The following is a 23,142-nucleotide window of genomic DNA, read 5'->3' on the forward strand; positions in this document are numbered from 1 at the left end:
GACCCTGCTGTCTGCGTCCCTCCGCTTCGCTACGGGCAACCTGCGGTGCTCGGTCCAGGCGGGGTCTCGCTCGAACTCGCCTTCGGCTCAGACAATCGCGATCCCTGATCCGCCTGACCCTGCGCTCCTCGGCGCATACAGAAGGGGCGATCGGGAACGGGGACCGAAGACAAATACCAACAAGGACACGCCATGGCGTGTCCTTGTTTCTTCTGGTGTTCGGATTCCGGCATTCGGCAGTGGGCTGTTCGGTATTTCTGTTTCCACCCCCTTGTGGATGCGCCGAGGAGCGCAGGGCCAGACGGATCAGGGCAAAAACTTGTTTGAGCCGAAGGCGAGTTGTTTTTGACCCCGGCTGGACCGAGTACCGCAGGTTGCCCCGGAGCGAAGCGCAGGGGACGCAGGAACCAGGGTCGCCTTTTCTTTGCTTACTTTCTTTTGGCGAAGCAAAAGAAAGTGAGTTGCCGCCGGCAACCCCGGCCCCGGGACAAAGCACACCCCGAAAGAACGAAAGAGCAACAGGCCTCACGCGGAAACCTCCTTCTCTTTCCCTTTCCCCCGAAACCTCCGCCCCAACCGGTCAAACGCCAAATAAATCACCGGCGTCGTAAACAGCGTGAGCACCTGACTCACAATCAGCCCGCCAAAAATCGCCAACCCCAGAGGCCTCCGCAATTCAGCGCCTTCGCCGAAGCCCAGCATCAAGGGCACGGCAGCAAACAGCGCCGCCAGCGTCGTCATCAGGATGGGCCGAAAGCGCAGCAGCGCGGCCTGGTGGATGGCGTCCTGCGGTGACTTGTCCTGGTTGCGTTCGGCGTCGATCGCGAAGTCAATCATCATGATGGCGTTCTTCTTCACGATGCCGATCAGCAGGATGATGCCGATGATGCCGATCACCCCGAGGCCTGACCCGCTGATCATCAGCGCCAGCAGCGCGCCCACGCCGGCGGAGGGCAGGGTCGAGAGGATCGTCAGCGGGTGGATGTAGCTTTCATACAGCACACCCAGCACGATGTAGACGCAGATCACGGCCGCCAGGATGAGCCAGAGCTGGTTGGACAGCGAGGCCTGGTAGGCGCCCGCCGCGCCCAGAAAGGTCATGGTCACGCTGGCTGGCATGGCGATGTCTTTGGCGGCCTCCCGGATCTCGTCGACCGCCTTGCCCAGCGAGACGCCGGGCGCCGTGTCAAAACCCAGTGTGGTGGCCGGGTACTGGGCCACGCGGGTAACCTGCAGCGGGGCCGCTTGCTCCGTGATGGTGGCAATGGCCGACAGCGGTGTTGGCGTGCCGGAGCCGGTTTTGAGTTGCAGGCTGCCCAGCGATGCGGGCGTGCGCAAGGAGTCGGGCATGGCTTCGAGGATCACGCGGTACTGGTTGGTCTCGGTGAAGATGGTCGAGACAATGCGCTGGCCGAATGCGCTGTAAAGCGCGTCGTCAATGGACGAGGTCGTGACGGCCAGGCGCGACGCGGTATCGCGGTCTACCGTGATGTAGGCCCCTGCGCCGCTGGAGCCTGCATCGGACGACACGTTGCGCAGGCTTTCGAGCTGCCGCATGCGCTGCGTGAGTTTGTTGGCCCATTCCACTACGGTGGCGTTGTTCGAGCCTTCGAGCGATACGCGGAACTGCGTGGGCCCGGTTTCAGCGTCGATGGTCAGGTCTTGCGTGGGTTGAAGGTACAGAGTAACCCCGGCTACCGCGGCGGCTCGCCGCTGCAGCCGGTCCATGGTTTCCTGCTGGCTGCCGGTGCGCTCTTTTTTCAGGTTGATCAGCATGCGGCCGGTATGCAGCATGGTGTTGTTGGCCGCATCCACACCAATGAAGGAGCTCAGCGTCTCGACGTCGGGGTCTTCCAGGATGGCCTTGGCCGTGGCCTGCTGCAGCGCGGCCATGCGGTCGTAGGACACCGACTGTGCGGTTTCCACGCGAGCCTGCAGCTGGCCGGTGTCCTGCGTCGGGAACAGGCCCTTGGGGATCAGTACATACAGCAACACCGTGAGCAGCAGGGTGGCCAGCGCCACCAGCAGCGTGGCGCCCTGGCGTTTGAGCACCCAGGTGAGCCACACGTCGTAGCGTGCGATCACGTCGTCAAAAAAAAGCTGGAGCCGCGCGCCCGCCTGGGCCATGCGGCCTTCGCCCGCCGTTTCCGGCACGTGCTTGAGCCATCTCGCCGACATCATGGGAACGAGGGTGAGCGACACCACGGCCGAGATCAGGATGGTGATGGCCAGCGTCACGGCAAACTCGCGGAACAGCCGGCCGACCACGTCACCCATGAACAGCAGCGGAATCAAAACCGCGATCAGCGACACCGTCAGCGAAATGATGGTGAACCCGATCTGCGTTGCGCCCTTGAGGGCTGCAGCCATCGGCTCTTCACCTTCCTCGATGTAGCGCGAGATGTTTTCGATCATCACGATTGCGTCGTCCACCACAAAGCCGGTGGCGATCGTCAGCGCCATCAGGCTCAGGTTGTTGAGGCTGTAGCCCAGCAGGTACATCAGGCCGCAGGTGCCGACGAGTGAAATCGGCACGGCCAGACTGGCGATCACGGTGGCGCGCAGGCTGTGCAGGAAAGCAAAGATCACCAGCACGACCAGCAGCACGGCCAGCAGCAGTTCAATTTCCACATGCATCACCGAAGCGCGTATGCCGGTCGTGCGATCGCTCAGAACATCGACCCTGAGGGAGGTGGGCAGGCCGGCCTGCAGTTCGGGCAGGCGTGCCTTGATGGCATCCACCGTGGCAATGACGTTGGCGCCGGGCTGGCGCTGCACATTGAGGATGATGGCTGGTTTCAGACCAGACCATGCGCCCAGCTTGATGTTCTCGGCGCTGTCCACCACCTGTGCCACGTCGGACACGCGTACCGCCGCGCCGTTGCGAAAGGCAATGATGAGGTTTTTGTAGTCGGCCGCGGCGACCAGCTGGTCGTTGGAATTGATCGAATAGGACCGTGTGGGGCCGTCGATGCTGCCCTTGGCGCCGTTGGCATTGGCTGCGGAGATCGCAGTGCGCAGTGAATCAAGCCCGAGGCCGTAGGAAGCCAGCGCCCGCGTGTCGGCCTGGATGCGCACTGCGGGACGCTGCCCGCTGCTGAGCGACACCAGCCCCACGCCATTGACCTGGCTGATCTTCAGGGCCAGCCGGGTGTTGACGATGTTCTGCACCTCCGTCAGCGGCATGGTGTCGGACGTGATGGCCAGTGTCAGCACCGGGGCATCGGCCGGGTTGACCTTGGCATAGACGGGCGGGGCGGGCAGGTCAGCCGGCAACAAGGAACCGCCGGCGTTGATGGCGGCCTGCACCTGCTGCTCGGCGACGTCCAGCGCCAGGCCCAGGCCGAACTGCAGCGTGACGATGGAGACACCGGCGGCGCTGGTGGAGCTCATGCGCGAGAGGCCGGCCATCTGGCCGAACTGGCGTTCCAGCGGCGCTGTCACGGTCTGCGCCATCACTTCCGGGCTCGCGCCGGGATACAGCGTCTGCACCTGGATGGTGGGGTAGTCGACCTGCGGCAACGCCGACAGCGGCAAAAATTTGAAACCCACCAGGCCGGCCAGCACGATGGCCACCATCAGCAGCGAAGTGGCTACCGGGCGCAGGATAAAGGGGCGTGAGGGGCTCATTCAATAACCTTCGTGCTTCGCACTGCGATGCTATTTGCCTTGGGAACGGCCCGGCGGCTCATGCGTGAGAGTCCCGTGTCATTGCACCGGCCGTTCGCCCTGGCGGCGGTCCTTCATGCCTTGCCAGCGCGCCAGGGCTTCCGGGTCGCCCTTGTCGATCTGCTCCAGGAAGCGCTTGCGGCGTTCCAGCGCGACCGGGTCGTCCTTGACCTGGTCGAGCATGCGCTGGCGCTGCTCGGCCGTGGGGCCGGCGATGGAAGGCGGCGCAGCGCCGGGCTGCAGTGCTGCTGCCGGCGGCGTGGAAGGTGCCGCTACCGGCGCGCTGCCGGCGGTGTCGGATGCGGGGCGCTGGCGCCCGGCCGCGGAAGCGCCGCCGCCCGGTGCACTGGCGCCGCGGCGTTTGCCGCTCATGCCGGCGCCGGGTGCGTCGCCCGGCAGCACCACACTGGCGCCGTCTTTCAGGCGGTCGGCGCCTTCGGTGATCACGCGCTCGCCGGCCTTTAGCCCGGAGGTGATCACGATTTTTTCGGCTGTGGCCTGGCCGCGCTGCACCGGCCGCAGGGACACCGTACGGTCGGCGGCGTTCAGCACATATACGTAGTCGCCGGTGCTGCCCAGGCGTACGGCGGTGACGGGCACCACCACCGCGTCTTCCAGTGTCTTGACCTGCAGCTGCACGTTCACGAACTGGCTGGGGAACAGCGTGAGCTTGCTGTTGGCAAAGCGCGCTTTGGCCCGGACGGTGCCGGTGGTGGTGTCCACCTGGTTATCGAGCGAGGCAAAAACGCCGGTATCGAGTGTGGCGGTGCGCGTGCGGTCCAGCGCAACGACTTTCATGGCAGTGCTGCCGCCGGCGTTCTGTTGCAGCTCGCCCGCCCGGTCTTGCGGGACGGAGAAGACCACGTCAATTGGGCTGACCTGGGTAATCAGCGCAATGCCGTTGGCGTCGCTGTTGCTCACGACATTGCCGACATCCACCGTGCGCAGGCCTACACGCCCGCTGACGGGTGCCACCACGCGGGTGTAGCCGAGGTTGAGCCGTGCCGTGCCTTCATTGGCCTTGTCGATGACGACTGTGCCTTCCAGCTGCTTGACCAGTGCAGCCTGCGTGTCGACTTCCTGCCGTGCAATCGAGTCCTGCTCGAGCAGGGTCTTGAAGCGCTGCAGGGTGACGCGGGCGCTGTCAAGCTGTGCCTCGTCGCGCTGGCGCTGGCCCACGGCCTGCATCAGAGCCATCTCAAACTGGCGCGGGTCGATGGTGGCCAGCAGTTCACCGGCCTTGACCATCTGGCCTTCCTTGAACAAAACCTTTTCCATCACGCCGGAAACCTGGGGCCTGACCCTGACCGTAGCCTGGGGAGTGACGGTGCCCAGGGCTTCCAGAACAATCGGGATGCTGGCCTTCTCGGCGGTGGCGACACCCACCGTGGTGGCCGGTGCACCGCGCCTGAAGGCTCCGCCGGGACCGCCTGGGCCGCCGCCCGTCGGGGTGTCTGTGGAAGGATGGGTCAGGTGCCAGGCCAGCCAGCCGGTGCCGGCCAGTGCCAGCACGGCGATCACGCTGCCGATGATGGACGCGCGGCGGCTTAGTCTTCTACGGGATGGGGTAGGGGCGCCGCTTTCCGGCGTCTCGGCTTTCGGGTCCATCAGCTGTCCTTGGTGCCCGCTACGCCAGACGGGCCGGCGCAGCATTTTTTTGTGTTTGATGGTGATTCATGCGCCGGCAGCCAAAGCCCTCGGGTCCACCTGACGGCGCACAATAATTATCACTGCAAGCCCTGGGGGCGCAGATAAAGCGCCTGAAAGAGGCGCGTAAATATCCGGTAAAGCGGCGATTGGCCTACACGGTTGCGGGCAACAACAGGAAGTCGAGCTGAATTGGCCGGTCGCTATTGTTTTAATAGCTGCTTGCGCCCGTTTTCATTGGGCTACAGCCATTTTTTTAATAACAACGACTACGCAAGCAACGCCGCGGTTTCTGCGGAGGACGGCATGCCGTCGATGGCGCCGTGCCGCGTAACGGACAACGCGGCAGCCGCGTTGCCCCACTGCATGGCAACAGACAGCGGTTCTCCGCGCGCCAGCGCAGCGGCCAGCGCGCCGGTGAAGGTATCGCCCGCGCCTATGGTGTCGCGCACTGCCATGGGGCGGCCCGGCAGTGAAACGGGCGGCTTGCCAGCCTGGAAGAGCCGGCAGCCGTCAGCGCCCAGCGTGACGAGCACGGCGCGTGTACCGCGGTTGAGCAACCGCAGGGCAGCGTCGTCCACCGAACCGGCAGGCGCTGCACCGGCCAGCAGGTAGAGTTCATGTTCATTGGGCGTGAGCACATCGACCAGCGCCAGAAGCTCGTCTGACAGGGGGCGAGCAGGTGCGGGGTTCAGTATGGTGATGGCGCCTGCCCCGCGGGCCAGGCGAAACGCCTCCAGCGTGGCGTCTGCAGGCACCTCGCACGAAGCCATCACGACGCGGCAAGCGCCCAGCACCTGCTGCGCGGCCTGCGCATGCCGCGCGGCCAGGCCTTTGCCGGCACCGGGATACACCGCAATGCTGTTGTCGCCGTCCTCGTAGACGAGGACTTGCGCAACACCGCTGCGCTCACCGGCTACTTGCTCGACGTGTGTGGTGGCTATGCCTTCGTCCTGCCAAAGCTTCATCCCCATGCGCCCGAAGTCGTCGTTCCCGATGCGTGCGATCAGTGCCACGCGCGCGCCCTGTCGGGCAGCGGCCACTGCCGCATTGCTGCCCTTGCCGCCCGGGCTGATGCTGAAATCGGTGGCCATCAGCGTTTCACCGCGTGCGATGGGCCGCTCCACACGGGAGATCAGGTCGGCGTTCCAGCTGGCAACGCAAACGACCTCGGCATTCAATTCGTCATTCATATTGCAATATCAGAGGTGAAGAGAATCCCAAAAACCGAGAGACGCCGCGGAACCGGCTTTGCCGGGCCGCTAGCGTCGCCCCTCGAGGGGAAGGCGCCGCAGGTGCCTCGGGGGGAGTCATTTTCTCCGGGCCGCTGGCGTCGCCCCCTTGAGGGTGGAGGCGCCGCAGGCGCTTCGGGGGTGGATCATTTTCCGCCATAGCCCATGGTTTGTGGCAGCCAGAGAACGATCTGCGGGAAGCAAGTCATGGCCAGCAACAGCAACAACAGCATGACGAGGAAAGGCCAGCCTTCCTTCATCATTTCGCCGATGGGAATGCCGGTAAGGGCTTTCGTCACGAACAGCAGCATGCCGAAAGGCGGGTGGATCAGGCCGATCATCATGTTGAGCACCACCAGCACGCCGAAGTGCACCAGGTCCACGCCCAGCAGCTTGGCCGCGGGCAGCAGCATGGGCACAAACACCAGTAGCAGCACCGAAACATCGAGGAAGCAGCCCAGCACCAGGAACATGACGTTCACCATCAGCAAAAAGCCGATCTGTGAAAAATGCATGCTGTCGACCCACGCGGCCATGGCCTGCGGCACGCCTTCGGCGGTGAAGGCGTAGTTGAGCATGAAGGAGCCGGCCAGGATCATAGTGATCACCGCGCTGGCGCGTGTGGATTCCATGACCACGACCCAGAAGCTGCGCCACGTCAATGCGCGGAACACCAGCGCCGCCAGGATCAATGCATGCAGCGCGGCCACGGCGGCGGCTTCGGTCGGCGTGAAGATGCCGGAGTAAATGCCGCCCAGCAGCACGATGGGCATGGACAACGGCAGCGCACCACGGAAGATCAGGCCGGCCCATTCCGAGCGTGGCACAGGTTCGTCGCGTGGCATGTTGCGCTTTTTCGCGATGACCGCGACCACGCCCATCATCAGCCCGGCCATCAGGAAGCCCGGCACCACGCCGCCCAGGAAGAGCGCGCCGACCGAAGCGCCCGACACCAGCGCGTAAATCACCATGGGGATCGACGGCGGGATGATGGGGCCCAGCGTGGCGCTGGCCACCACCACCGCGCCGGCAAAGCCGCGCGTGTATTCCGGCTTTTTCAGCATCTGGCGAATCGTGACCAGGCCGGGACCGGCCGCGTCGGCGATTGCACTGCCGCTCATGCCCGAGAAAATCACGCTGACCAAAATGTCCACCTGCGCCAGGCCGCCGCGAAAGCGGCCCACCAGGATGCGGCAGAAGTCAAAAATCCGTTCACTGACCGTGCCCGCGTTCATGATGTTGGCGGCGAACACAAAAAGCGGCACCGCCAGCAGCACGTAGCTGTTGTAAAGGCCGTTGCCGATCTGCTCGGCCACCAGGCCGATGTCCTGTCCCTTGACCACGAGGTAGCCGATGCCCGCCGCGATCATCGAAAAACCGATGGGCATGCGCAGCAGCATGCCGCCCGCCAGTACCCCAACCAATACCCAGATAGCGCTTGTCATATCCGCAGCTCCGCTTCAAGACCCTTGCCCCGGATCGCGTTCCAGATCGCCCAGGCCGAGCGCACCGCCAGAGCAGCAAGCAGCAGCACAAAAGGCATGAAAACCCATTGGAAAGACACGCCCAGCACGGGCGTTCCTTCGCGGGCCATGAAGTGCACATAGTCCCAGCAGCCCGGAATGCCCCAAGCCGCCAGGCCACCCACCAGCAGGTTGCCGGTAATCGCCATGGCCTGTCGGCCACGGTAGGGCATGTTGTTCCAGACCAGGTCGAACACCACGTGCTCGCGCTCGGGTACCACCACGGCGGCCGCCCACAGGATGACCCAGACATAGAGGATCACGGCTGCCTCATCCGTCCAGGCCAGCGGCTTGTTGAAGAAAAACCGCGCCGTGATCTGGATCACGAACACGATGAACAGGGTCAGGAAGAGTCCGCCGCCAATCAGATTGGCGGTTTTTTGGAGCCAGCTTTTCATGGTTGTTTTCAGGGAACTCTGCAGGAATTACTTCGTGCTGTTGATGCGCTCAAGCAGGCCTTTGGGCCACGCCTTGGCGTACTCGGAGTTCTGGTAAGTCGTCTGCACCGTCTTGCGGAAAGCGTCCACATCGGGTGTCGTAACGGTCAGGCCTTCCTTCTTGAAGAATTCGACGAGCTGGCCTTCTTCCTTGATGCGGTTTTCATTGTTGTAGGCGGAAGCAGCCTGTGCAGCGGCCTTGACCTTGGTTTTTTGCGTCGCGTTCATGGCGTTGTAAGCCTTGTTCGAAATCGCAATGAAGATGCCGTCCACCAGGTGGCTGGTCAGCACGATCTGCTTGGTCACTTCATAGAATTTCGCCGCGCGCACGGAGGGCAGGGGGTTGTCCTGGCCGTCGATGGTGCCGGTCTTCAGGCCCAGGTAAACCTCGCCAAAGGCCAGCGGCGTGGGCGTGGCGCCCAGTGCCTCACCCAGGAACAGCCATTCCTTGGAGCCTGGCATGCGCAGCTTCACGCCTTTGAGGTCAGCCGGAACCTTGACGTTGCGAGTTTCGCGCAGGTTGACCTGGCGTGTGCCGAGGTACACGGTGGACAGCGGCGTCACTTCCATTTTTTCGGAGACCAGCTTGAACATCTCGGTGCCGATGGGGCCGTTGAACACCTTTTGCTGGTGGTCCGGGTCGCGCACGATATAACCGGCTGTGAAGATCGAGAACTCGGGAATCAGCTTGGCGATGTCAAAAGCGGAAATCGACGACAGCTCAAGGTTGCCGCGCGCCATGGCGGCTGGCTCTGTGCCCTGCTTGAAGAGCGATGCATTCAGGTTGATCTGCACGTCGAACTCGCCGGGCGCGCTTTTTTCAAGGTTCTCCTTGAAGACCGTCCACATCTTGGCGTGCCAGTCATCCGGCACGGCCGGCGTGGAAACGCGCAGCACGACCTTGTTCTGTGCCTGTGCGGCGGGCAGCAGGGCGCCCATCAGCAGCACGGCGGAAGCGGTGCCCAGCAGGCTGCGGCGGAAAATACCTTTGAGGGAAGCTGTCATGTTGTCTCCTTACTTTGTCGTTAAGTCGCGTGAAATTATTGAAACCGTACCGGGACCAGCCCGGCGTGGCGTCACTCGGATTTTGTATTAATCCCGAAGGCGCTGATGGTTTTTTCCAGTGCCGTGTATTCATCGGGTGTCAAAGCTACCAGCGGTGCGCGCACGCGCAGCCAGGTCTTGTCGCCGCTCAGCATGGCCATGATCCCTTTGAGCGCGGGCATCAGTGAATAGGGTCCCAGCATGCCGATGAGCTCGACAACGCGTTCGCGTTCAGCGGGGGTAGTGGGGGCGTCGGGCTCCGTGACCAGCCGCTTGACCAGGCGCGGCATGAAATTGGCCAGGCCGCTGATGGCGCCGGTGCTGCCGCGGCGGCCCATCTCCGGCAGGTCGGGCTCGAACCCGACATACACCGTCATCTCCTTCATGAACGCATCGGCCAGGCCGACCGAATGTGCGGTGGTGCAGGCGCTGTCCTTGATGCCCACGATGGTGTCCGGGTACTGCTTCTTGAGCGTGCTGATCACATGGTGCGACAGCGGAACGCCCGTGACCTGGGGGATGTGATACAGGTATAGCTTGAAGGGTGTGCCGGCCATGCCGTCGATCACAAAGCGGTAGCTGTCGATGATGCCCTGGTCGGACACGCCCTTGAGGAAAAACGGCGGCAGCATCAGGCAGCCGTGCACCCCCGCCTTGACGGCGTGGCGCGTCAGCTCCAGCGTTTCGGGCAGGGCGGCGCAGCTGGTTGACACCATGATCTGCGCGGCCGGGATGCCGTTCTTGATGAGCTGGTCAATGGCTTCCTTGCGCTCTGCCAGGGAAAAAGACGGTCCTTCGCCAGTGGTGCCGAAAGCGGTCACACCGGGGCAACCGCTGGCGATCAGCGCCTTGCAATGGGCTGCGAATTTTGCGTGGTCAATGTTCAGGTCGGCCGTGAGTGGCGTCAGCAGGGCGGGCCAGATACCGCGAAACGATTTTTCGGCGGCGGGGAAAGAACTCGTCATTCAGGGGTCTCCAAAGACCACGGCATATCGGGCCGTGGCAGTCCTAGCACACGTCGGTGCGCGCTTTCAATGTGGTGGCTCAGGCGTTCGATCACGGCAGGCGCGTCGCGCCGCTTGAGGGCGTCGATAAACCAGAGGTGCTCTTCCATCGCTGGAATCAGCACGTCGGGTGAAAGGGTCGAGCCTTCGAGCTTGATCAGGCGCACACGCAAGCTGTTGATGCGGTAGACCTCGGAGATCAGCTCGTTGCCCAGTGCGTCGATCATCAGGTCGTGCAGGCCCCAATCCACCGCGGTGGCGTCCTTGAGCAGGCTGTCGTCAATGGCTTTTTTCCGCGCACGCTTGACGATGTTCAGGTGCGCCTGCTCGATGGCTGCGAGGTCTGCGTCCGACACGGTGGTGACAAAGCGGGTGGCGGCCTCGCGCTCCAGCAGGCGGCGCAGCTGAAAGGCGTTGTTGATCAGTTTGAGGTCCACGTGGGCGACCTGCAGGCCGCGCTGCGGCACGGTCTTGAGCAGGCCCTCGGCCTCCAGGCGGGGAATCAGCTCACGCACGGCACCCAGCGGCATACCCAGCAGCTGCATCAGTTCGCGCTGCGAAACAAACTGCCCGGGGCGAATGTTGGCATCGACGATCTGCTGCTGAAAGCTCTCATAGGCCTGCGCACGCAGGCTGATGGGCGGGGCGTGAGGCGCTTGCGCCGTACTGCTCATGGGTCAGCCCGCGTCGCTGGATATGACGCCCTTGCGCAGCAGGATGTTGCCGTATTTGCGCTGCTCGCCCGTCTGCAGGATCAGGAAGGCCGCTTCGGTGCGCGCATAAAACTCAAACCGTTCCAGCGTGGCGGCTGGCCGCTCGGCCGCCTGGGCCAGCAGCGCGGAAAATTCGGCGACAGGGGCGGGCACAGCGCCGGCATCACCCACCACCTGCATCGTCCAGGCAACGTCGCGCACGTAGCTGTCCAGCGGCAGAAGTTGCAGCACGGCCTGCAGCGCCTGCGGCGACGTGACACCCGCCAGCTGCACCAGCCGGGCGCCGCCCCGGGCCGCCACGGCAGCGGCTGGAAAGTTGGCGTCCACGATGGCGACGTCATCCCCATGGCCCATGCTGCAGAGTCCATGCAGTGCGTCAGGGATCAACAGTGGCGGAATATTCTTGAGCATGCGTTGGGGGCGAGGTAGTGATAGGCAATAGCCCAGATCCGCCCGGCTTTTCAGGCTGCGGGTTTCTCCGGGTTGGATGACTGACATGTTAGCTATAACATTGCTGAACTTTTATTGGTGTTTACCCGGAACTGCGGTTTTGCCGGCATGTTGAAATGACTTCCACCTTTTCCAGTCTCACATCCCTTCGGCTCGGGCTCGGCGGCGCGCCGCTGGGGAACCTGTTTTCGGCCGTCAGCAACGAAGAGGCGAAGGCATTGGTGGATGCCGCCTGGGCCGGCGGCTGCCGCAGTTTTGACACGGCACCGCACTACGGCCATGGGCTGTCGGAGCGGCGGATGGGCGACGCACTGCGCTCGCGGCCACGGGACAGCTTCACCCTGTCCAGCAAGGTCGGCCGCATCCTGACACCTGACGGGCGTGCCGCGACCGCCCAGCACGGCTATGTCGACATCCTGCCTTTTAACCAGCATTGGGACTTCAGCGCTGGGGGCACGCGCCGCAGCGTGGAAGACAGCCTCCAGCGGCTGGGCATGTCCCGGCTCGACAGCGTCTACATTCACGACCCGGATGCACAGACCCATGGCACCAATGCGAATGCTGTGCTGCGTCAGCTGATTGACGAAACGTTGCCGGCACTGCAGCAACTGAAACGCGAAGGCCTAGTACGCGCCATCGGGCTGGGCACCAATGATGTCGGCGTCGTACTGGACGTATTGCGCGAAGCCGAGCTGGATGTGCTGATGCTGGCCGGCCGCTACAGCCTGCTGGACCACAGTGCGCTGCCCGTTTTGCTGCCGCAGTGCCTGGCGCGCGGCGTGCGCATCGCACTGGGTGGTGCATTTAACTCGGGCATTCTTGCTACCGGGACGCGCGGCGGTGCTGCAACTTTCAACTACGCGCCGGCCGCGCACGAATGGCTGGAGCGGACCGCGAAAATTGAAGGGGTTTGTGAAGCGCACGGTGTTCCACTGCGCGCCGCTGCGCTGCAGTTTCCGCTGGCACACCCGGCCGTGCACAGCCTCATGCTGGGTGCCCGCAAAGCCGGCGAATGGACGGACGCCGTGGCCATGATGGCGCACCCCATCCCGCCGGAGTTCTGGACAGCGCTGCGCACGCAGTGCCTGCTGCCCGCCGAGGTGCTGACGCCATGACATCGTTTCCGGTGATTGACGCGCACTTTCATTGCTGGCAGCTGGCGCGTGATGACTACGGCTGGCTGACACCGGAGCTGGCGCCGATCTACCGCGATGTGGCCGTGAAGGACTGGCAGGCGCAGTCTGCGCCATTGGGTGTGCGGGGCGGCGTGCTGGTGCAGGCCGCAGCCACTGAAGCCGAAACACATTTTTTGCTGACGCAGGCCGATGCGAGCCCCGGTGTGCTGGGTGTGGTCGGCTGGGTGGACATGCTGGCGCCCGACGCACCTGCCCGCATAGCGGCGCTGGCCCGCCACCCCCGGCTCAAGGGACTGCGCCCGATGCTGCAGGACATTGCCGATGCGCAATGGATACTGCAGCCAGCGCTGGCGCCGGCCCTGCATGCGATGGTGGAATGCGGCCTGGTGTTCGATGCGCTGGTCAAGCCTGTGCACCTGCCGCATATCGTGACACTGGCGCGCCGGCACCCGGATTTGCGCATGGTGATAGACCATGCCGCCAAACCTGACATCGCTGCGGGCCAGTGGCAGCCCTGGGCCGACGACATGCTGCGCGTTGCCGGCGAGACACAGGCCTATTGCAAACTGTCGGGCCTGATGACCGAGGCCGGGCCGAAGCCGGCTGCCGGCGCTGTCACGCGCTGGGGCAAGCGCGTGCTCAAAAGTTTTGGTGAGCAGCGTGTGGTGTGGGGCAGTGACTGGCCCGTGCTGGAACTGGCCGGCAGCTACGCGCAGTGGTGGGGCGAGACGCAACAATTGCTTGCGCCGCTCGACGTAGCGAGCCAGGCGGCCGTCATGGGTGGCAACGCCAGAGAGTTGTACTGGCTTTAAATCCCGGTTTGCGCTCTGCTTTGCGCGCCGTCTTTAGAATCATCCGATTGTCTGCACTGAAAGCGCATCGCGTGACCGAATCCTCCAACCCTTCCGAAAGCCCGCTGCAGGTTTGCCGCGCCGACTATGGCAATCCCGTGCATGCAGCCGCTGTCGTGCAATTGCTCGATGCCTATGCGCAAGACCCGGCCGGCGGCGGCAAGCCGCTCAGCGATTTTGCAAAGAAACATCTCGTTAGGGAACTCGCCGCACGCCCGCATGCCTTCAGCGTGCTGGCCTTTAGCGGCGACAAGGCTGTCGGCCTCGTCAATTGCATTGAAGGTTTTTCCACCTTCGCCTGCCGCCCGCTCGTCAACATCCATGACGTGGCCGTGCTGCCCGGCCACCGTGGCCAGCGTATCGGCGAGAGAATGCTTGCGCTGGTGGACGAGATTTCACGCGAACACGGCGCCTGCAAACTGACGCTCGAAGTGCTGCAGGGCAACCGCAGCGCCATCAAGCTTTATGAACGCATCGGCTTTGCCGGCTACCAGCTGGATCCGGCCATGGGCCAGGCGCAGTTTTTCCAGAAGTGGCTGGAGTGAGTGCGTCTCAAAACACGATCACGATCTCTTGGTTCAATAAAATGTCCTCTATCGACCAGAAGCAGACATGAGCATGAACCTTCTAGTTGCGTTTTGCGGATTTCTTCTAGTTCCTGTTCTTATCTACACACTCGGACGCACAAAGCTTGCATCGAAGCGAACTACCGATGTGCTCGTCGGTTGGTGCTTGATCGCAGCCGGACTGCTCTTTCTCGTTGTCGGAATGGTTGTGCTCATGAAGTCCGGACATCTGCTGAATCCGTCCAAGCGTGGACCGGTCACTGTGGCAGTCGATGACACCGACTGGCTCGGGCTGTTCATGGCTCTCGCGATGTGTGTGTTCTGCGCCGGAGTAGCCTTTTGGAGCGGCCTTTCACTACTCCGGGAAAGACAATCGCCTTGATCAACTGACCGGCGGCGATGTCTGCTTTGCGCCAGAGCGGACATTCGCGAATAGGCGTTAGTGCCGGTCTAGCTTCAAAGTACCTCGCCACAAGATTAGCCCGGAATCGCCTTCGGGTTCACCAGGCTTTACCTGTTCCGTGACTTTCCATTGCAGAACATTTCCAATGCGGGTCGCCTTGCCGCGCACGACCTCTCCGTTTCTGCCACTCGTCACGGTGAGGTCGGCACTGTTACCGCGTGCGGTGCCTTCAACAGTATTCTCGCCGCCCTCATTCAGCCTGCCGCAGCCGACGGTAGCCATCTGATGGTCGCCGGTCACCCGTTTCCCGTCTTGCTTCAGCACAAACGTCGCGATGCCGCACTCGGCCTTCGAGCTCTTCTCTGCCGGGGAACGCAGATCAATCGTCCATGTACCGTCGAACGGTGCAGCATGAACTACACCAAACGTCGAGGCCATGATGCCAAAGGCGATGAAATTGAGGGGTTTCATTGAGAACTATTAGGACTTGCTTCTATGCCTGCTTCTGGTCGATAGCGGACATCCTAGTTCAATCTGTGTGCCGGGCTGTCGTGGACGACGGATCACGCAGCAACATCAATGCCGCAAAGGCCACCAGGCCCAGCGCTGCTGAAAACCACAGCGCGCCGCTGCCAAAACGGTCAATCGCCAGGCCAAACAGCCACGGCGCAGTTGCCTGCGCAAAGCGCGCTGGCACCATCAACAATCCCTGGCGCGCCCCGTAATCCCGCACGCCAAACAGCACCAGCGGCAGCGTGCCCTTGGCAATCGTCAGCACGCCATTGCCGGCGCCGTGCAGCACGGTGAACACCGCCCCTGCCGGGATGCCAAAAAACAGGAACACCACTGCGCCCAGCGTGTGCAGGCAGCTGGCCACCCGTGCCGACACCAGCGGGTGGATGTTGCGCAACAGGCCGTATTCGAGCAGGCGGCCGGCCACCTGCGCGGGGCCGACAAGTCCGGCAAATATCAGTGCCGTGGCCAGTGGCACGCCGTGCGCCTGCAACAGCCGCGGCAGGTGTGCGGCCATGGCTGTGCTGATGAACCAGGTGACGGCAAACACCAGCGCCAGCAGGACTGCGGTGCGGGCCGTGTTGGAGGCGAAAGAGGAGCTGGAAGACGTGGGAGAACTGGAGGGGGCGGACGGTGTGGATGCCGCAGAGTGCGCTGGCACTTCGGGTTGATCTGCATCGGGGTGAGGCCCGGCAGCAATGCCTGACGCGGGCGAAGCTGGAAGCCGCCAGTTCAGCGGCAGCCCCACCAGCAAATGCAGCGCAGCCCAGGCCAGGCAGGTCGCGCGCCAGCCCCACTCAAGCTCCAGCCAGGTCGACAAGGGCCAGCCCACGGTGCTGGCAAAGCCGGCAAACAGCGTGATGCCGGTGATGGCGCCGCGCGCGTCTTTCCCGTACAGGTGAACCAGCGCGGCAAAGGCCGCTTCGTACAGGCCCGCAGCCATGGCCACGCCCAGAATCACCCAGCCGGCAAACAGGCCCACCGGCCCTTGTGCCAGGGCCAGCACCAGCAGGCCAGCGGCAAAAATCAGGCTGTTAGCGGCCAGCACCGGCCTTCCGCCGTGCCGGTCAATGGCTTTGCCCGCAGCCGGGCCCAGCAATGCGGAGACCACCAGCGCGGCAGAAAAAGCGGCAAACACGGTGGGCGTGCCGACGCCGAGGTCGCGCGCCATGGGCACCGCCAGAATTGCCGGCAGGTAGTAGCTGGAGGCCCACGCCAGCGTTTGTGCGATGCCCAGCTGGACGACGGTGGCAGAACGGCTTTTCGGTGTCACAGCCACAAGGGTACCAAGTACGGACGCGGTGCCTTGATTCGCCGCCTGCGTTTAGCCTTGGCTCACGGCCTGCTGCCGGCCCAGCGCATGGTGCAGGGCGACGCCCACCAACGCACCGGCAGCCTGGGCAGCCACAAAGCCTGCCGCGCTGGCGGGTGCGATGCCGGCAAAACTGTCTGACAACATGCGTCCCAGCACGGCGGCCGGGTTGGCAAACGAGGTGCTGGCGGTGAACCAGTACGCTGCGCCGATGTAGCAGGCGACCAGCGCCGGCGCCTTGGCCGCAGGGGCGCGCAGCACGACAAAAATCAACCCGCCCGTGGCGACCGCTTCGGCTAGCCACTGACCCCAGCTGCTGCGCAGTTTGGTACTGAACTGCAGCACGCTCATGTCAAACATGGCATGGGCCAGCCAGGCTCCGGCTACAGCGCCCAGTAGCTGGAATGCTATAAAAAGAATAGCTGCTTGCGCCCGTCTCTTATGGGTTGCAGGGCCTTTTGACCACATAACAAGGGTGACCAGCGGGTTGAAGTGCGCGCCACTGACGGGCCCGAGCAGCTCGATCAGCACGTACAGCGCCCACACGGTGGCCAGTGTGTTGGCCAGCAGGGCCACACCCATGTTGCCGCCGCTCAGGCGTTCGGCCATGATGCCCGAGCCGATGACGGCGCAGAGCAGGGCGGCGGTGCCGATGAATTCCGCCAGTGCCTGACGCGCGAGCGAGGGCGCGTCAGGGGGGCGCGGTGCCTCCGCTACGGCAGGGCTTAACAGCACGCCGCTTTTGTGCTGGAAGCTGCGCCAGCGGGCGCGGCGCAGCAGGCCTTGCCGGCGGCGGGCTTGGCTTCGCTGAACACTGGAATGCTGTCCAGCGTATGGAACTGCTCCCAGGCGATGCCTTGCGGGTCAGTCAGCCAGTATTTGTCGCTGCGGGCGTAGCAGCAGGTGGTGGGGCCTTCGTCCAGCAGCGTCATGTCGGCGCGGGTGGCACTGGCTTTCAGGGCCTGCAGCTCTTCGGGCCTGTCGACCTGAATGCCCAGATGGTCCACGCCGGGCGCACTTCCCCGGGTAGAGATGGCAAAGTTGACCGGCGGGTCGCTGAGCATCCACTTGGCATAGTCGGCCTCGGTGCGGGCAGGCTGCTGGTCAAACATGGCCGAGTAAAAGGCGATGTTCTGCTCGAGATCTTTCACGTGGACGTGGACATGGAAGCGTTTCATGGGGCTCTCCTTGGGTGGTTGTGTTGGCTTGGATCTATGCGTGATGGAGGTGGTGGCGTGCAATCGCGTAGGGTGTTCAGCAGTTGCTGCAATCGGCCTTGGTGGCTACTTCACAAGTGCCGCCTTCGCAGCAGTGCTCTGTCAGGTAGCCCAGCAGCGCATTCATTTGCCCGAAGTTGGCGCGGTAGATCAGGTTGCGCCCGCGTGCCTCGCTGTTGACGAGGCCGGCGTGTGAGAGCTCTTTGAGATGGAAAGACAGGGCACTCGGTGCGACGCCCAGTTGTTCGGCCATCGCGCCCGGCGTCAATCCCTCAGGCCCGGCGACGACGAGGGCGCGGAACGCGCGCAGGCGCTGGGCTTGCGCCAGCGCTGCCAGGGCCTTCACGGCAGAACCTTCCTCAAGCGGGGGAAAATCAAGGTTTGGGATTAATGCTTTCATAATTCAAATATAATTGAAATATTGAATCGATGCAACCAATCCCTTTTTCAGGAGTGAACTTATGCCTTCCGCCGTCACGATTTACCACAACCCCCAATGCGGCACGTCGCGCAATGTGCTGGCGCTGATCCGCAATGCCGGCATCGAACCCGAGGTCATCGAATACCTGAAAACACCACCCACACGGGAAAAGTTGCTGGAGCTGGTCGCGCAGATGGCGGTGCCGGTGCGGGAGGTGGTCCGGCAAAAGGAGGCCGTCTACAAGGATCTGGGCCTGGACGACGCCACGCTGGCCGACGAAGCCCTGATCGACGCGATGCTGGCCCATCCCATCCTGATAAACCGGCCCATCGTCGTCACGCCGTTGGGCACGCGCCTGTGCAGGCCTTCGGAAGCCGTGCTGGACATCCTGCCCATGCCGCAGCGGGGTGCGTTCAGCAAGGAAGACGGTGAACAGGTCGTCAATGACAAAGGGGAGCGTGTGGCGGGCCGCTGAGCTTCCCAGCCTCAACGCAATGCAGTCCGGGCCGTTCGACTGCCCGGCCGGTAGCACGGTCTGTCCATGGTCATGCATAGGCGGCAATGTCGTCTTTTCGGTCATTTCCGCTGTTTAACCGGGGGAATGGGCACCTGATTTGACAAATGCTGTGCTTATAGGCCCAAGAATGCTGGTGCCCCCGCGTTTCCTCACGCATAATCGGGAGGTGCGGCTGCCATTGCATTCGCACAGGTTAGGTGATCGGTCAGTTTCGCGCGCTACGGCGGTACTTTTTAGGTTTGTTGTGCTTTCGGGACCCCATCGCTTTTGTTTTATGTATTTTTGAGGAGTCCCCATGGGCAATAAACTTTACGTCGGCAATCTGCCATACACGGTCCGCGACGAAGACCTGCAACAATCTTTCGGCCAATACGGCTCTGTCTCCAGCGCCAAAGTCATGATGGAACGTGACACCGGCCGCTCCAAAGGTTTCGGCTTTGTCGAAATGGGCAACGATGCCGAAGCACAAGCTGCAATTTCCGGCATGAACGGCCAGTCGCTCGGCGGCCGCAGCATCACCGTGAATGAAGCCCGTCCAATGGAAGCACGTCCTCCACGTAGCGGCGGCTTCGGCGGCGGCGGTGGTGGCGGCTACGGTGGTGGCGATCGTTCCGGCGGTGGCGGCTACGGCGGCGGCGGCGGTGGTGGTCGCGGCGGCTACTAAGCCCTGCAAACCCCGTCAACGGCAGAGATGCCGTTGCCAACCCGCTCTCTCGGCGTTACGTTGAGAACAGCATAAAAGGCTTCAGAACTTCGGTTTTGAGGCCTTTTTTCTTTGGGGCTGGGTAATATTTACCTGCGGGCACTTTGCCGGGCGGTCACAACGTTTGCACTTCAGTGTGCAGGGTGTTTCGTGGCCTAATGCCCCTCTATGAAGGTTCACAAGGTGCACGACGCGACCATCCTCATGCTTGGTGACAGTCCTCCACCGGGCGACTTCGATCTATGCATCTATGAGGCAGAAGACGGCGACGGATGGCAAGGCTTTGTTGCCGGGCGCGCCGGGTCAGCCAGTGCCGAATTTCGGCTTGCAAGTGCCTCGGCTACCTATGAAGCCGCACTGGCCAGCTGGATGGAGTCCAACCGGGGTCATGGCCGATGACCATCTGGACGGCATCTGGCACGACGGTGATGAGCCTCCGGCAGCATCTCCCGGCGCCACAAGCGCTGCCGATCTTGATGGCAAAAAACTTTATCAAACAGGCGGCGACAGGGCCTCGCGAAGACATCTTTCCAGGGCCTGCGTGACGCGCCGGCGGGAACTCATGCCTTTGCGCAGGATGCCGATCTCGCGGTAAAAAGTCTTTTCACCCAGGGAGATTGCGCGCACACCCGGTGGCATGGGCAGGTAGGCCTCCACCATCGGCACCAGCGCAACTCCCAGGCCTTCGGCGACAAGGTTCATCAGACCCGTGATCTCGTCAAGCTCGATGGAGTCCTGCACCGCCAGTTTGTTCTCGCGCAGGAACCGGGTCACCAGACGCCCACCGAAAGACGTGCGTTCGTAGCGCAAAAAAGGCTGCGACTGGAGCAATGCGCGCCAGTCCCGCCCTTTGATTTCCTTGCGCACGAGCAACTTGAAGGGTTCGTACATCAAGGTTTGCCAGGTCATTTCCGGCAGGATGCCGAACGGAGGCCGGATCATCACCGCCGCGTCGATCTCAGCACTGTCGAGCTGGTCCATCAGCTTCATGGACACGCCGGGGGCGATATGGACGGGCAGTTTCGGGTTTTCCTTCCTCAGTGCCGCCAGCGCACGGGGAAGCACCGAAGACTGAACAGATGCAATGGCGCCGATCCGCAAGGTGCTGGCAAGCTCGTCATCGGTGCCCGCATCGCCCAGCTTTGAGAACAGCAGAACAATCTCTTCGGCACGCGCGAGCACCCTGGCACCCTCTTCGTTGAGCACTGCGGAACGCCGTGTCCGGTCAAAGAGCGCCAGCCCGAGGGATTCTTCCAGCCGCTGGATCTGGCTGCTCACGGCGGACTGGGTCAGTCCAATCTGGCCGCCGGCGGCAGAAAAGCCTCCGTAACGCACCACCGCGATCAAGGTTTTCAATTCGGTAATCACACGGGTTTCTCGTTAATTCATCGAAATTATTGATTCTCAGATTGAATATATATCGTTTTGCAAAGTGCATCAATCGACCTAAAGTGCGGCTTCCACGACTCAAAGAGGCTTTCGATGACCCCGCAAAACGCAACCACTCCCGCCAAAGCGCTCCCGCCGTTTCATCTGGCATTCCCTGTCCACGACCTCGCCGTCGCACGCCGGTTTTACGGTGAATTACTGGGCTGCCCCGAAGGCCGCAGCTCCAGCGAATGGGTCGACTTCAACTTCTACGGCCACCAGATCGTGGCGCACCTGGCGCCCGACGAATGCGGCCACCGCCAGACCAGCGCCGTTGACGGCCACAATGTTCCCGTTCGCCACTTCGGCGCGATCCTGTCCCTCCCCGAGTGGGATGTCCTGGCGGCCCGATTGAAAGCGGCGGGCACGCAGTTCGTCATCGAACCCTACGTCCGCTTCAAGGGTGAGCCCGGTGAACAGGCCACCATGTTCTTCCTCGACCCGTCCGGAAACGCAATCGAGTTCAAAGCCTTCGCCACGCTCGACAGCCTGTTTGCCAAGTGAAGGAGGCATGATGATGAAATTGGTAGCCTGTTCGGGCATTGCCGCAGCGTTCACCCTGGCGGGAGCTGCGGCCACCGCGCAGCCAATCGACACGCTCAAGAAGATCAAGGAGACGGCAGCCGTCACCATGGGCGTCCGTGAAGCCTCCGGCGCCATGTCCTATACGCTGGGGGCCGGCGAATACACAGGGTTTCATGTGGACATCTGCAAAAGGGTGATCGCGGATATCCAGAAACAGCTGGGCCTGGCGAAGCTGGACGTGCGCTTTCAGTCTGTCACCGCGCAAAACCGGATCCCTCTGGTTCAAAACGGTACGGTAGACCTGGAGTGCGGGACAACGACGAACAACGCCGCACGCCAAAAGGATGTTGCCTTCGCACCGACGCTCTATATTGAAGAAGTCCGGGTCGCCACCAAAACCAGGACCGGAATCACCAGCCTGTCCCAGCTTGCCAACAGGACTGTGTCGGCCACATCTGGCGCCACGGCCGTTCAGCTTATCCGCAAGCACGAACGCGCGGCGGGCGTCGACTTCAAGGAGGTTTATGGCAAGGACAACAGCGAAGGTTTCCTGCTTCTTGAAAATGACCGGGCCGAAGCGTTCGTGGCGGACGGCCAGATCCTGGCCACCATGATTTCCCAGTCAAAACAGCCGAAAAACTATGTGGTGCTGAAAGAAGTCCTGAGCGTCGAGCCGATTGCCATCATGCTGCCCAAAGGGGATGCATCCTTTAAACAGGCGGTGGACGCCAGCATCGCCAGAATGGCGAAAAGCGGGGAGGTGGCGAAGCTCTATGAAAAATGGTTTGTCCAGCCGATACCGCCGAACAACACGCAGGTAGGCATGCCCGCATCGGAGCTGACCAGGGCGGCATGGGCCAACCTGAGCGACAAGCCGCTGGAAGACTACACGAAGAAGTAGTGAGGAAGAGGGCGAGGGGAGCAGCCCGCCCTGAAACGCATCGGCCCCAACATAATCGGCAGCATCGAAACGCACCGGGAAGAAATGACATGACACACTTCAAGGAAGTCGCCCTCGCACACGCCAGCCGCCTGATCAATCACGGCCCAACGGTTTTGGTGACGAGCGCGCACGGCACGGCGCGCAACGTGATGGCCGCCGCCTGGTCGATGCCCGTGGAGTTCACGCCGCCTCGCATTGCCATCGTGATCGACAAGAAAACCTATACGCGTGAACTCATCACCGCCAGCGGCGGCTTCGGCATATGCCTTCCATGCACGGCCCTGGCCGGCTTGACGCATGCGGTCGGCAGTCAGTCCGGCCGCACGGGCGACAAGTTTGCGCAATACGGCTTGAAGGCCCGCACGGGGCCGGTGCTCGGCATGCCCTTGCTGGAGGAGGGCTGCGCGGCATGGCTGGAGTGCCGCCTGATCCGCGAGCCGCATACCGAAGACGCGTACGACACCTGCTTTGCGGAGGTGGTCGCTGCCGCTGCCGATGAGCGTGTGTTCCAGCAGGGGCACTGGCGCTTCGGCGATGACAACCTCGATCTGCAGACGATTCATCATCTGGGGGGCGGGAATTTCGTCAGACCGGCGGGAATGTTTCGTGCCGGTGACGTGGCGACAAAAATACCCTGAGGCCATCGTCAATCAGGAGTTGGTTTCGCCCCACAACCTTCCTCGCACGGCATCCTGGGCCAGGCGAAGGCTTTACCATTGCGGGCATGAAAACAACCTACATCCTCGGCGCCATCCTGGCTTGCAGCATCATCGGCGCATTGGTCGGTGCCCGTTCGGTGAAAACCGGACTTCTGGTGACATCGGGACTTCTCTCTCTCTATGGCTTGTTTCGCCTGCTGGGCTGAGCGAGCCGGCACTTCCTGACCGG

At 62.8% G+C, this 23,142-nt stretch carries 26 protein-coding genes; 11 read left to right on the forward strand and 15 right to left on the reverse strand.

Annotated features, from left to right (window positions below; all coding sequences use genetic code 11):
* Positions 1-525 precede the first annotated feature (525 nt).
* The 9 genes from AC1D13_RS04295 to AC1D13_RS04335 all read right to left on the reverse strand — a co-directional run bounded on the left by AC1D13_RS04295 (position 526) and on the right by AC1D13_RS04335 (position 11,680).
* Positions 526-3,630: an efflux RND transporter permease subunit gene (locus tag AC1D13_RS04295; RefSeq protein ID WP_477689005.1), complete on the reverse strand. Its 3,105-nt coding sequence runs from the start codon at positions 3,628-3,630 to the stop codon at positions 526-528.
* Positions 3,631-3,708: 78 nt separating this feature from the next.
* A complete protein-coding gene (locus AC1D13_RS04300) occupies positions 3,709-5,277 on the reverse strand; it encodes an efflux RND transporter periplasmic adaptor subunit (protein WP_477689006.1) in 1,569 nt (522 codons plus the stop codon).
* Positions 5,278-5,585: 308 nt separating this feature from the next.
* Positions 5,586-6,509, reverse strand: a complete 924-nt coding sequence (locus AC1D13_RS04305) for a ribokinase (protein WP_477689007.1) — start codon at positions 6,507-6,509, stop codon at positions 5,586-5,588.
* A 185-nt stretch (positions 6,510-6,694) separates the two neighbouring features.
* Positions 6,695-7,993, reverse strand: coding sequence for a TRAP transporter large permease (locus AC1D13_RS04310; RefSeq protein WP_457278706.1), 1,299 nt, complete (start codon positions 7,991-7,993; stop codon positions 6,695-6,697).
* Positions 7,990-8,469 carry a TRAP transporter small permease gene (locus tag AC1D13_RS04315; protein WP_477648808.1) on the reverse strand — a complete coding sequence of 160 codons (480 nt, stop codon included), beginning with the start codon at positions 8,467-8,469 and terminating at the stop codon, positions 7,990-7,992. The genes AC1D13_RS04310 and AC1D13_RS04315 overlap by 4 nt, the downstream gene beginning before the upstream one ends.
* 27 nt (positions 8,470-8,496) lie before the next feature.
* A complete protein-coding gene (locus AC1D13_RS04320; RefSeq protein ID WP_477689008.1) occupies positions 8,497-9,513 on the reverse strand; it encodes a sialic acid TRAP transporter substrate-binding protein SiaP in 1,017 nt (338 codons plus the stop codon).
* 71 nt (positions 9,514-9,584) lie between these two features.
* The gene (locus AC1D13_RS04325) at positions 9,585-10,517 is read right to left on the reverse strand and encodes a dihydrodipicolinate synthase family protein (protein ID WP_477689009.1); all 933 of its coding nucleotides are present in this window, start codon (positions 10,515-10,517) and stop codon (positions 9,585-9,587) included.
* Complete coding sequence (locus tag AC1D13_RS04330; RefSeq protein WP_457278702.1) at positions 10,514-11,230, reverse strand: GntR family transcriptional regulator; 717 nt, start codon at positions 11,228-11,230, stop codon at positions 10,514-10,516. The genes AC1D13_RS04325 and AC1D13_RS04330 overlap by 4 nt, the downstream gene beginning before the upstream one ends.
* A gap of 3 nt (positions 11,231-11,233) precedes the next feature.
* The gene (locus tag AC1D13_RS04335) at positions 11,234-11,680 is read right to left on the reverse strand and encodes an RbsD/FucU family protein (RefSeq protein WP_477689010.1); all 447 of its coding nucleotides are present in this window, start codon (positions 11,678-11,680) and stop codon (positions 11,234-11,236) included.
* Positions 11,681-11,835: 155 nt separating this feature from the next.
* Here AC1D13_RS04335 and AC1D13_RS04340 point away from each other — a divergent pair, with 155 nt between their 5' ends.
* The 4 genes from AC1D13_RS04340 (at position 11,836) to AC1D13_RS04355 (ending at position 14,654) form a co-directional block, all read left to right on the forward strand.
* Positions 11,836-12,834, forward strand: coding sequence for an aldo/keto reductase (locus AC1D13_RS04340; RefSeq protein ID WP_457278700.1), 999 nt, complete (start codon positions 11,836-11,838; stop codon positions 12,832-12,834).
* A complete protein-coding gene (locus AC1D13_RS04345) occupies positions 12,831-13,667 on the forward strand; it encodes an amidohydrolase family protein (RefSeq protein WP_457278699.1) in 837 nt (278 codons plus the stop codon). The genes AC1D13_RS04340 and AC1D13_RS04345 overlap by 4 nt, the downstream gene beginning before the upstream one ends.
* 71 nt (positions 13,668-13,738) lie before the next feature.
* Positions 13,739-14,251 (forward strand): GNAT family N-acetyltransferase, encoded by a 513-nt coding sequence (locus tag AC1D13_RS04350; protein WP_477689011.1) that lies wholly within the window; start codon positions 13,739-13,741, stop codon positions 14,249-14,251.
* 67 nt (positions 14,252-14,318) lie between these two features.
* Positions 14,319-14,654 (forward strand): hypothetical protein, encoded by a 336-nt coding sequence (locus tag AC1D13_RS04355; RefSeq protein ID WP_477689012.1) that lies wholly within the window; start codon positions 14,319-14,321, stop codon positions 14,652-14,654.
* Positions 14,655-14,711: 57 nt separating this feature from the next.
* Here AC1D13_RS04355 and AC1D13_RS04360 read toward each other — a convergent pair whose 3' ends face one another.
* The 5 genes from AC1D13_RS04360 to AC1D13_RS04380 form a co-directional block, all read right to left on the reverse strand.
* The gene (locus AC1D13_RS04360; RefSeq protein ID WP_477689013.1) at positions 14,712-15,146 is read right to left on the reverse strand and encodes a hypothetical protein; all 435 of its coding nucleotides are present in this window, start codon (positions 15,144-15,146) and stop codon (positions 14,712-14,714) included.
* A 58-nt stretch (positions 15,147-15,204) separates the two neighbouring features.
* Positions 15,205-16,461 carry an MFS transporter gene (locus AC1D13_RS04365; protein ID WP_477689014.1) on the reverse strand — a complete coding sequence of 419 codons (1,257 nt, stop codon included), beginning with the start codon at positions 16,459-16,461 and terminating at the stop codon, positions 15,205-15,207.
* Positions 16,462-16,512: 51 nt separating this feature from the next.
* Positions 16,513-17,235 carry an aquaporin gene (locus AC1D13_RS04370; RefSeq protein ID WP_477689015.1) on the reverse strand — a complete coding sequence of 241 codons (723 nt, stop codon included), beginning with the start codon at positions 17,233-17,235 and terminating at the stop codon, positions 16,513-16,515.
* Positions 17,226-17,678: an ArsI/CadI family heavy metal resistance metalloenzyme gene (locus tag AC1D13_RS04375; protein ID WP_477667202.1), complete on the reverse strand. Its 453-nt coding sequence runs from the start codon at positions 17,676-17,678 to the stop codon at positions 17,226-17,228. The genes AC1D13_RS04370 and AC1D13_RS04375 overlap by 10 nt, the downstream gene beginning before the upstream one ends.
* Positions 17,679-17,754: 76 nt before the next feature.
* A complete protein-coding gene (locus AC1D13_RS04380; protein WP_477667203.1) occupies positions 17,755-18,117 on the reverse strand; it encodes an ArsR/SmtB family transcription factor in 363 nt (120 codons plus the stop codon).
* 61 nt (positions 18,118-18,178) lie between these two features.
* Between AC1D13_RS04380 and arsC the strand changes: the two genes are divergently transcribed.
* The 3 genes from arsC to AC1D13_RS04395 all read left to right on the forward strand — a co-directional run bounded on the left by arsC (position 18,179) and on the right by AC1D13_RS04395 (position 19,757).
* Positions 18,179-18,613 (forward strand): arsenate reductase (glutaredoxin), encoded by a 435-nt coding sequence (arsC, locus tag AC1D13_RS04385; protein ID WP_477667204.1) that lies wholly within the window; start codon positions 18,179-18,181, stop codon positions 18,611-18,613.
* A gap of 337 nt (positions 18,614-18,950) precedes the next feature.
* A complete protein-coding gene (locus AC1D13_RS04390) occupies positions 18,951-19,319 on the forward strand; it encodes an RNA recognition motif domain-containing protein (RefSeq protein ID WP_457278691.1) in 369 nt (122 codons plus the stop codon).
* 207 nt (positions 19,320-19,526) lie between these two features.
* Positions 19,527-19,757, forward strand: coding sequence for a hypothetical protein (locus tag AC1D13_RS04395; protein ID WP_457278690.1), 231 nt, complete (start codon positions 19,527-19,529; stop codon positions 19,755-19,757).
* 93 nt (positions 19,758-19,850) lie between these two features.
* On the opposite strand, the gene AC1D13_RS04400 is transcribed toward AC1D13_RS04395, so the two are convergent.
* Entirely contained in the window at positions 19,851-20,726 is an 876-nt protein-coding gene (locus tag AC1D13_RS04400; protein ID WP_477689016.1) for a LysR family transcriptional regulator, read from the reverse strand.
* A gap of 114 nt (positions 20,727-20,840) precedes the next feature.
* On the opposite strand from AC1D13_RS04400, the gene AC1D13_RS04405 reads away from it, so the two are divergent.
* From AC1D13_RS04405 to AC1D13_RS04420, 4 genes are all read left to right on the forward strand, one after another.
* Positions 20,841-21,290, forward strand: a complete 450-nt coding sequence (locus AC1D13_RS04405; protein ID WP_457278688.1) for a VOC family protein — start codon at positions 20,841-20,843, stop codon at positions 21,288-21,290.
* A gap of 7 nt (positions 21,291-21,297) precedes the next feature.
* A complete protein-coding gene (locus tag AC1D13_RS04410; protein WP_477667206.1) occupies positions 21,298-22,212 on the forward strand; it encodes an amino acid ABC transporter substrate-binding protein in 915 nt (304 codons plus the stop codon).
* A gap of 89 nt (positions 22,213-22,301) precedes the next feature.
* The gene (locus AC1D13_RS04415) at positions 22,302-22,892 is read left to right on the forward strand and encodes a flavin reductase family protein (protein ID WP_457278687.1); all 591 of its coding nucleotides are present in this window, start codon (positions 22,302-22,304) and stop codon (positions 22,890-22,892) included.
* A gap of 86 nt (positions 22,893-22,978) precedes the next feature.
* Positions 22,979-23,119, forward strand: coding sequence for a hypothetical protein (locus tag AC1D13_RS04420; protein WP_457278686.1), 141 nt, complete (start codon positions 22,979-22,981; stop codon positions 23,117-23,119).
* Positions 23,120-23,142 lie beyond the last annotated feature (23 nt).

The organism is Polaromonas sp. P1_E12, assembly GCF_056405975.1.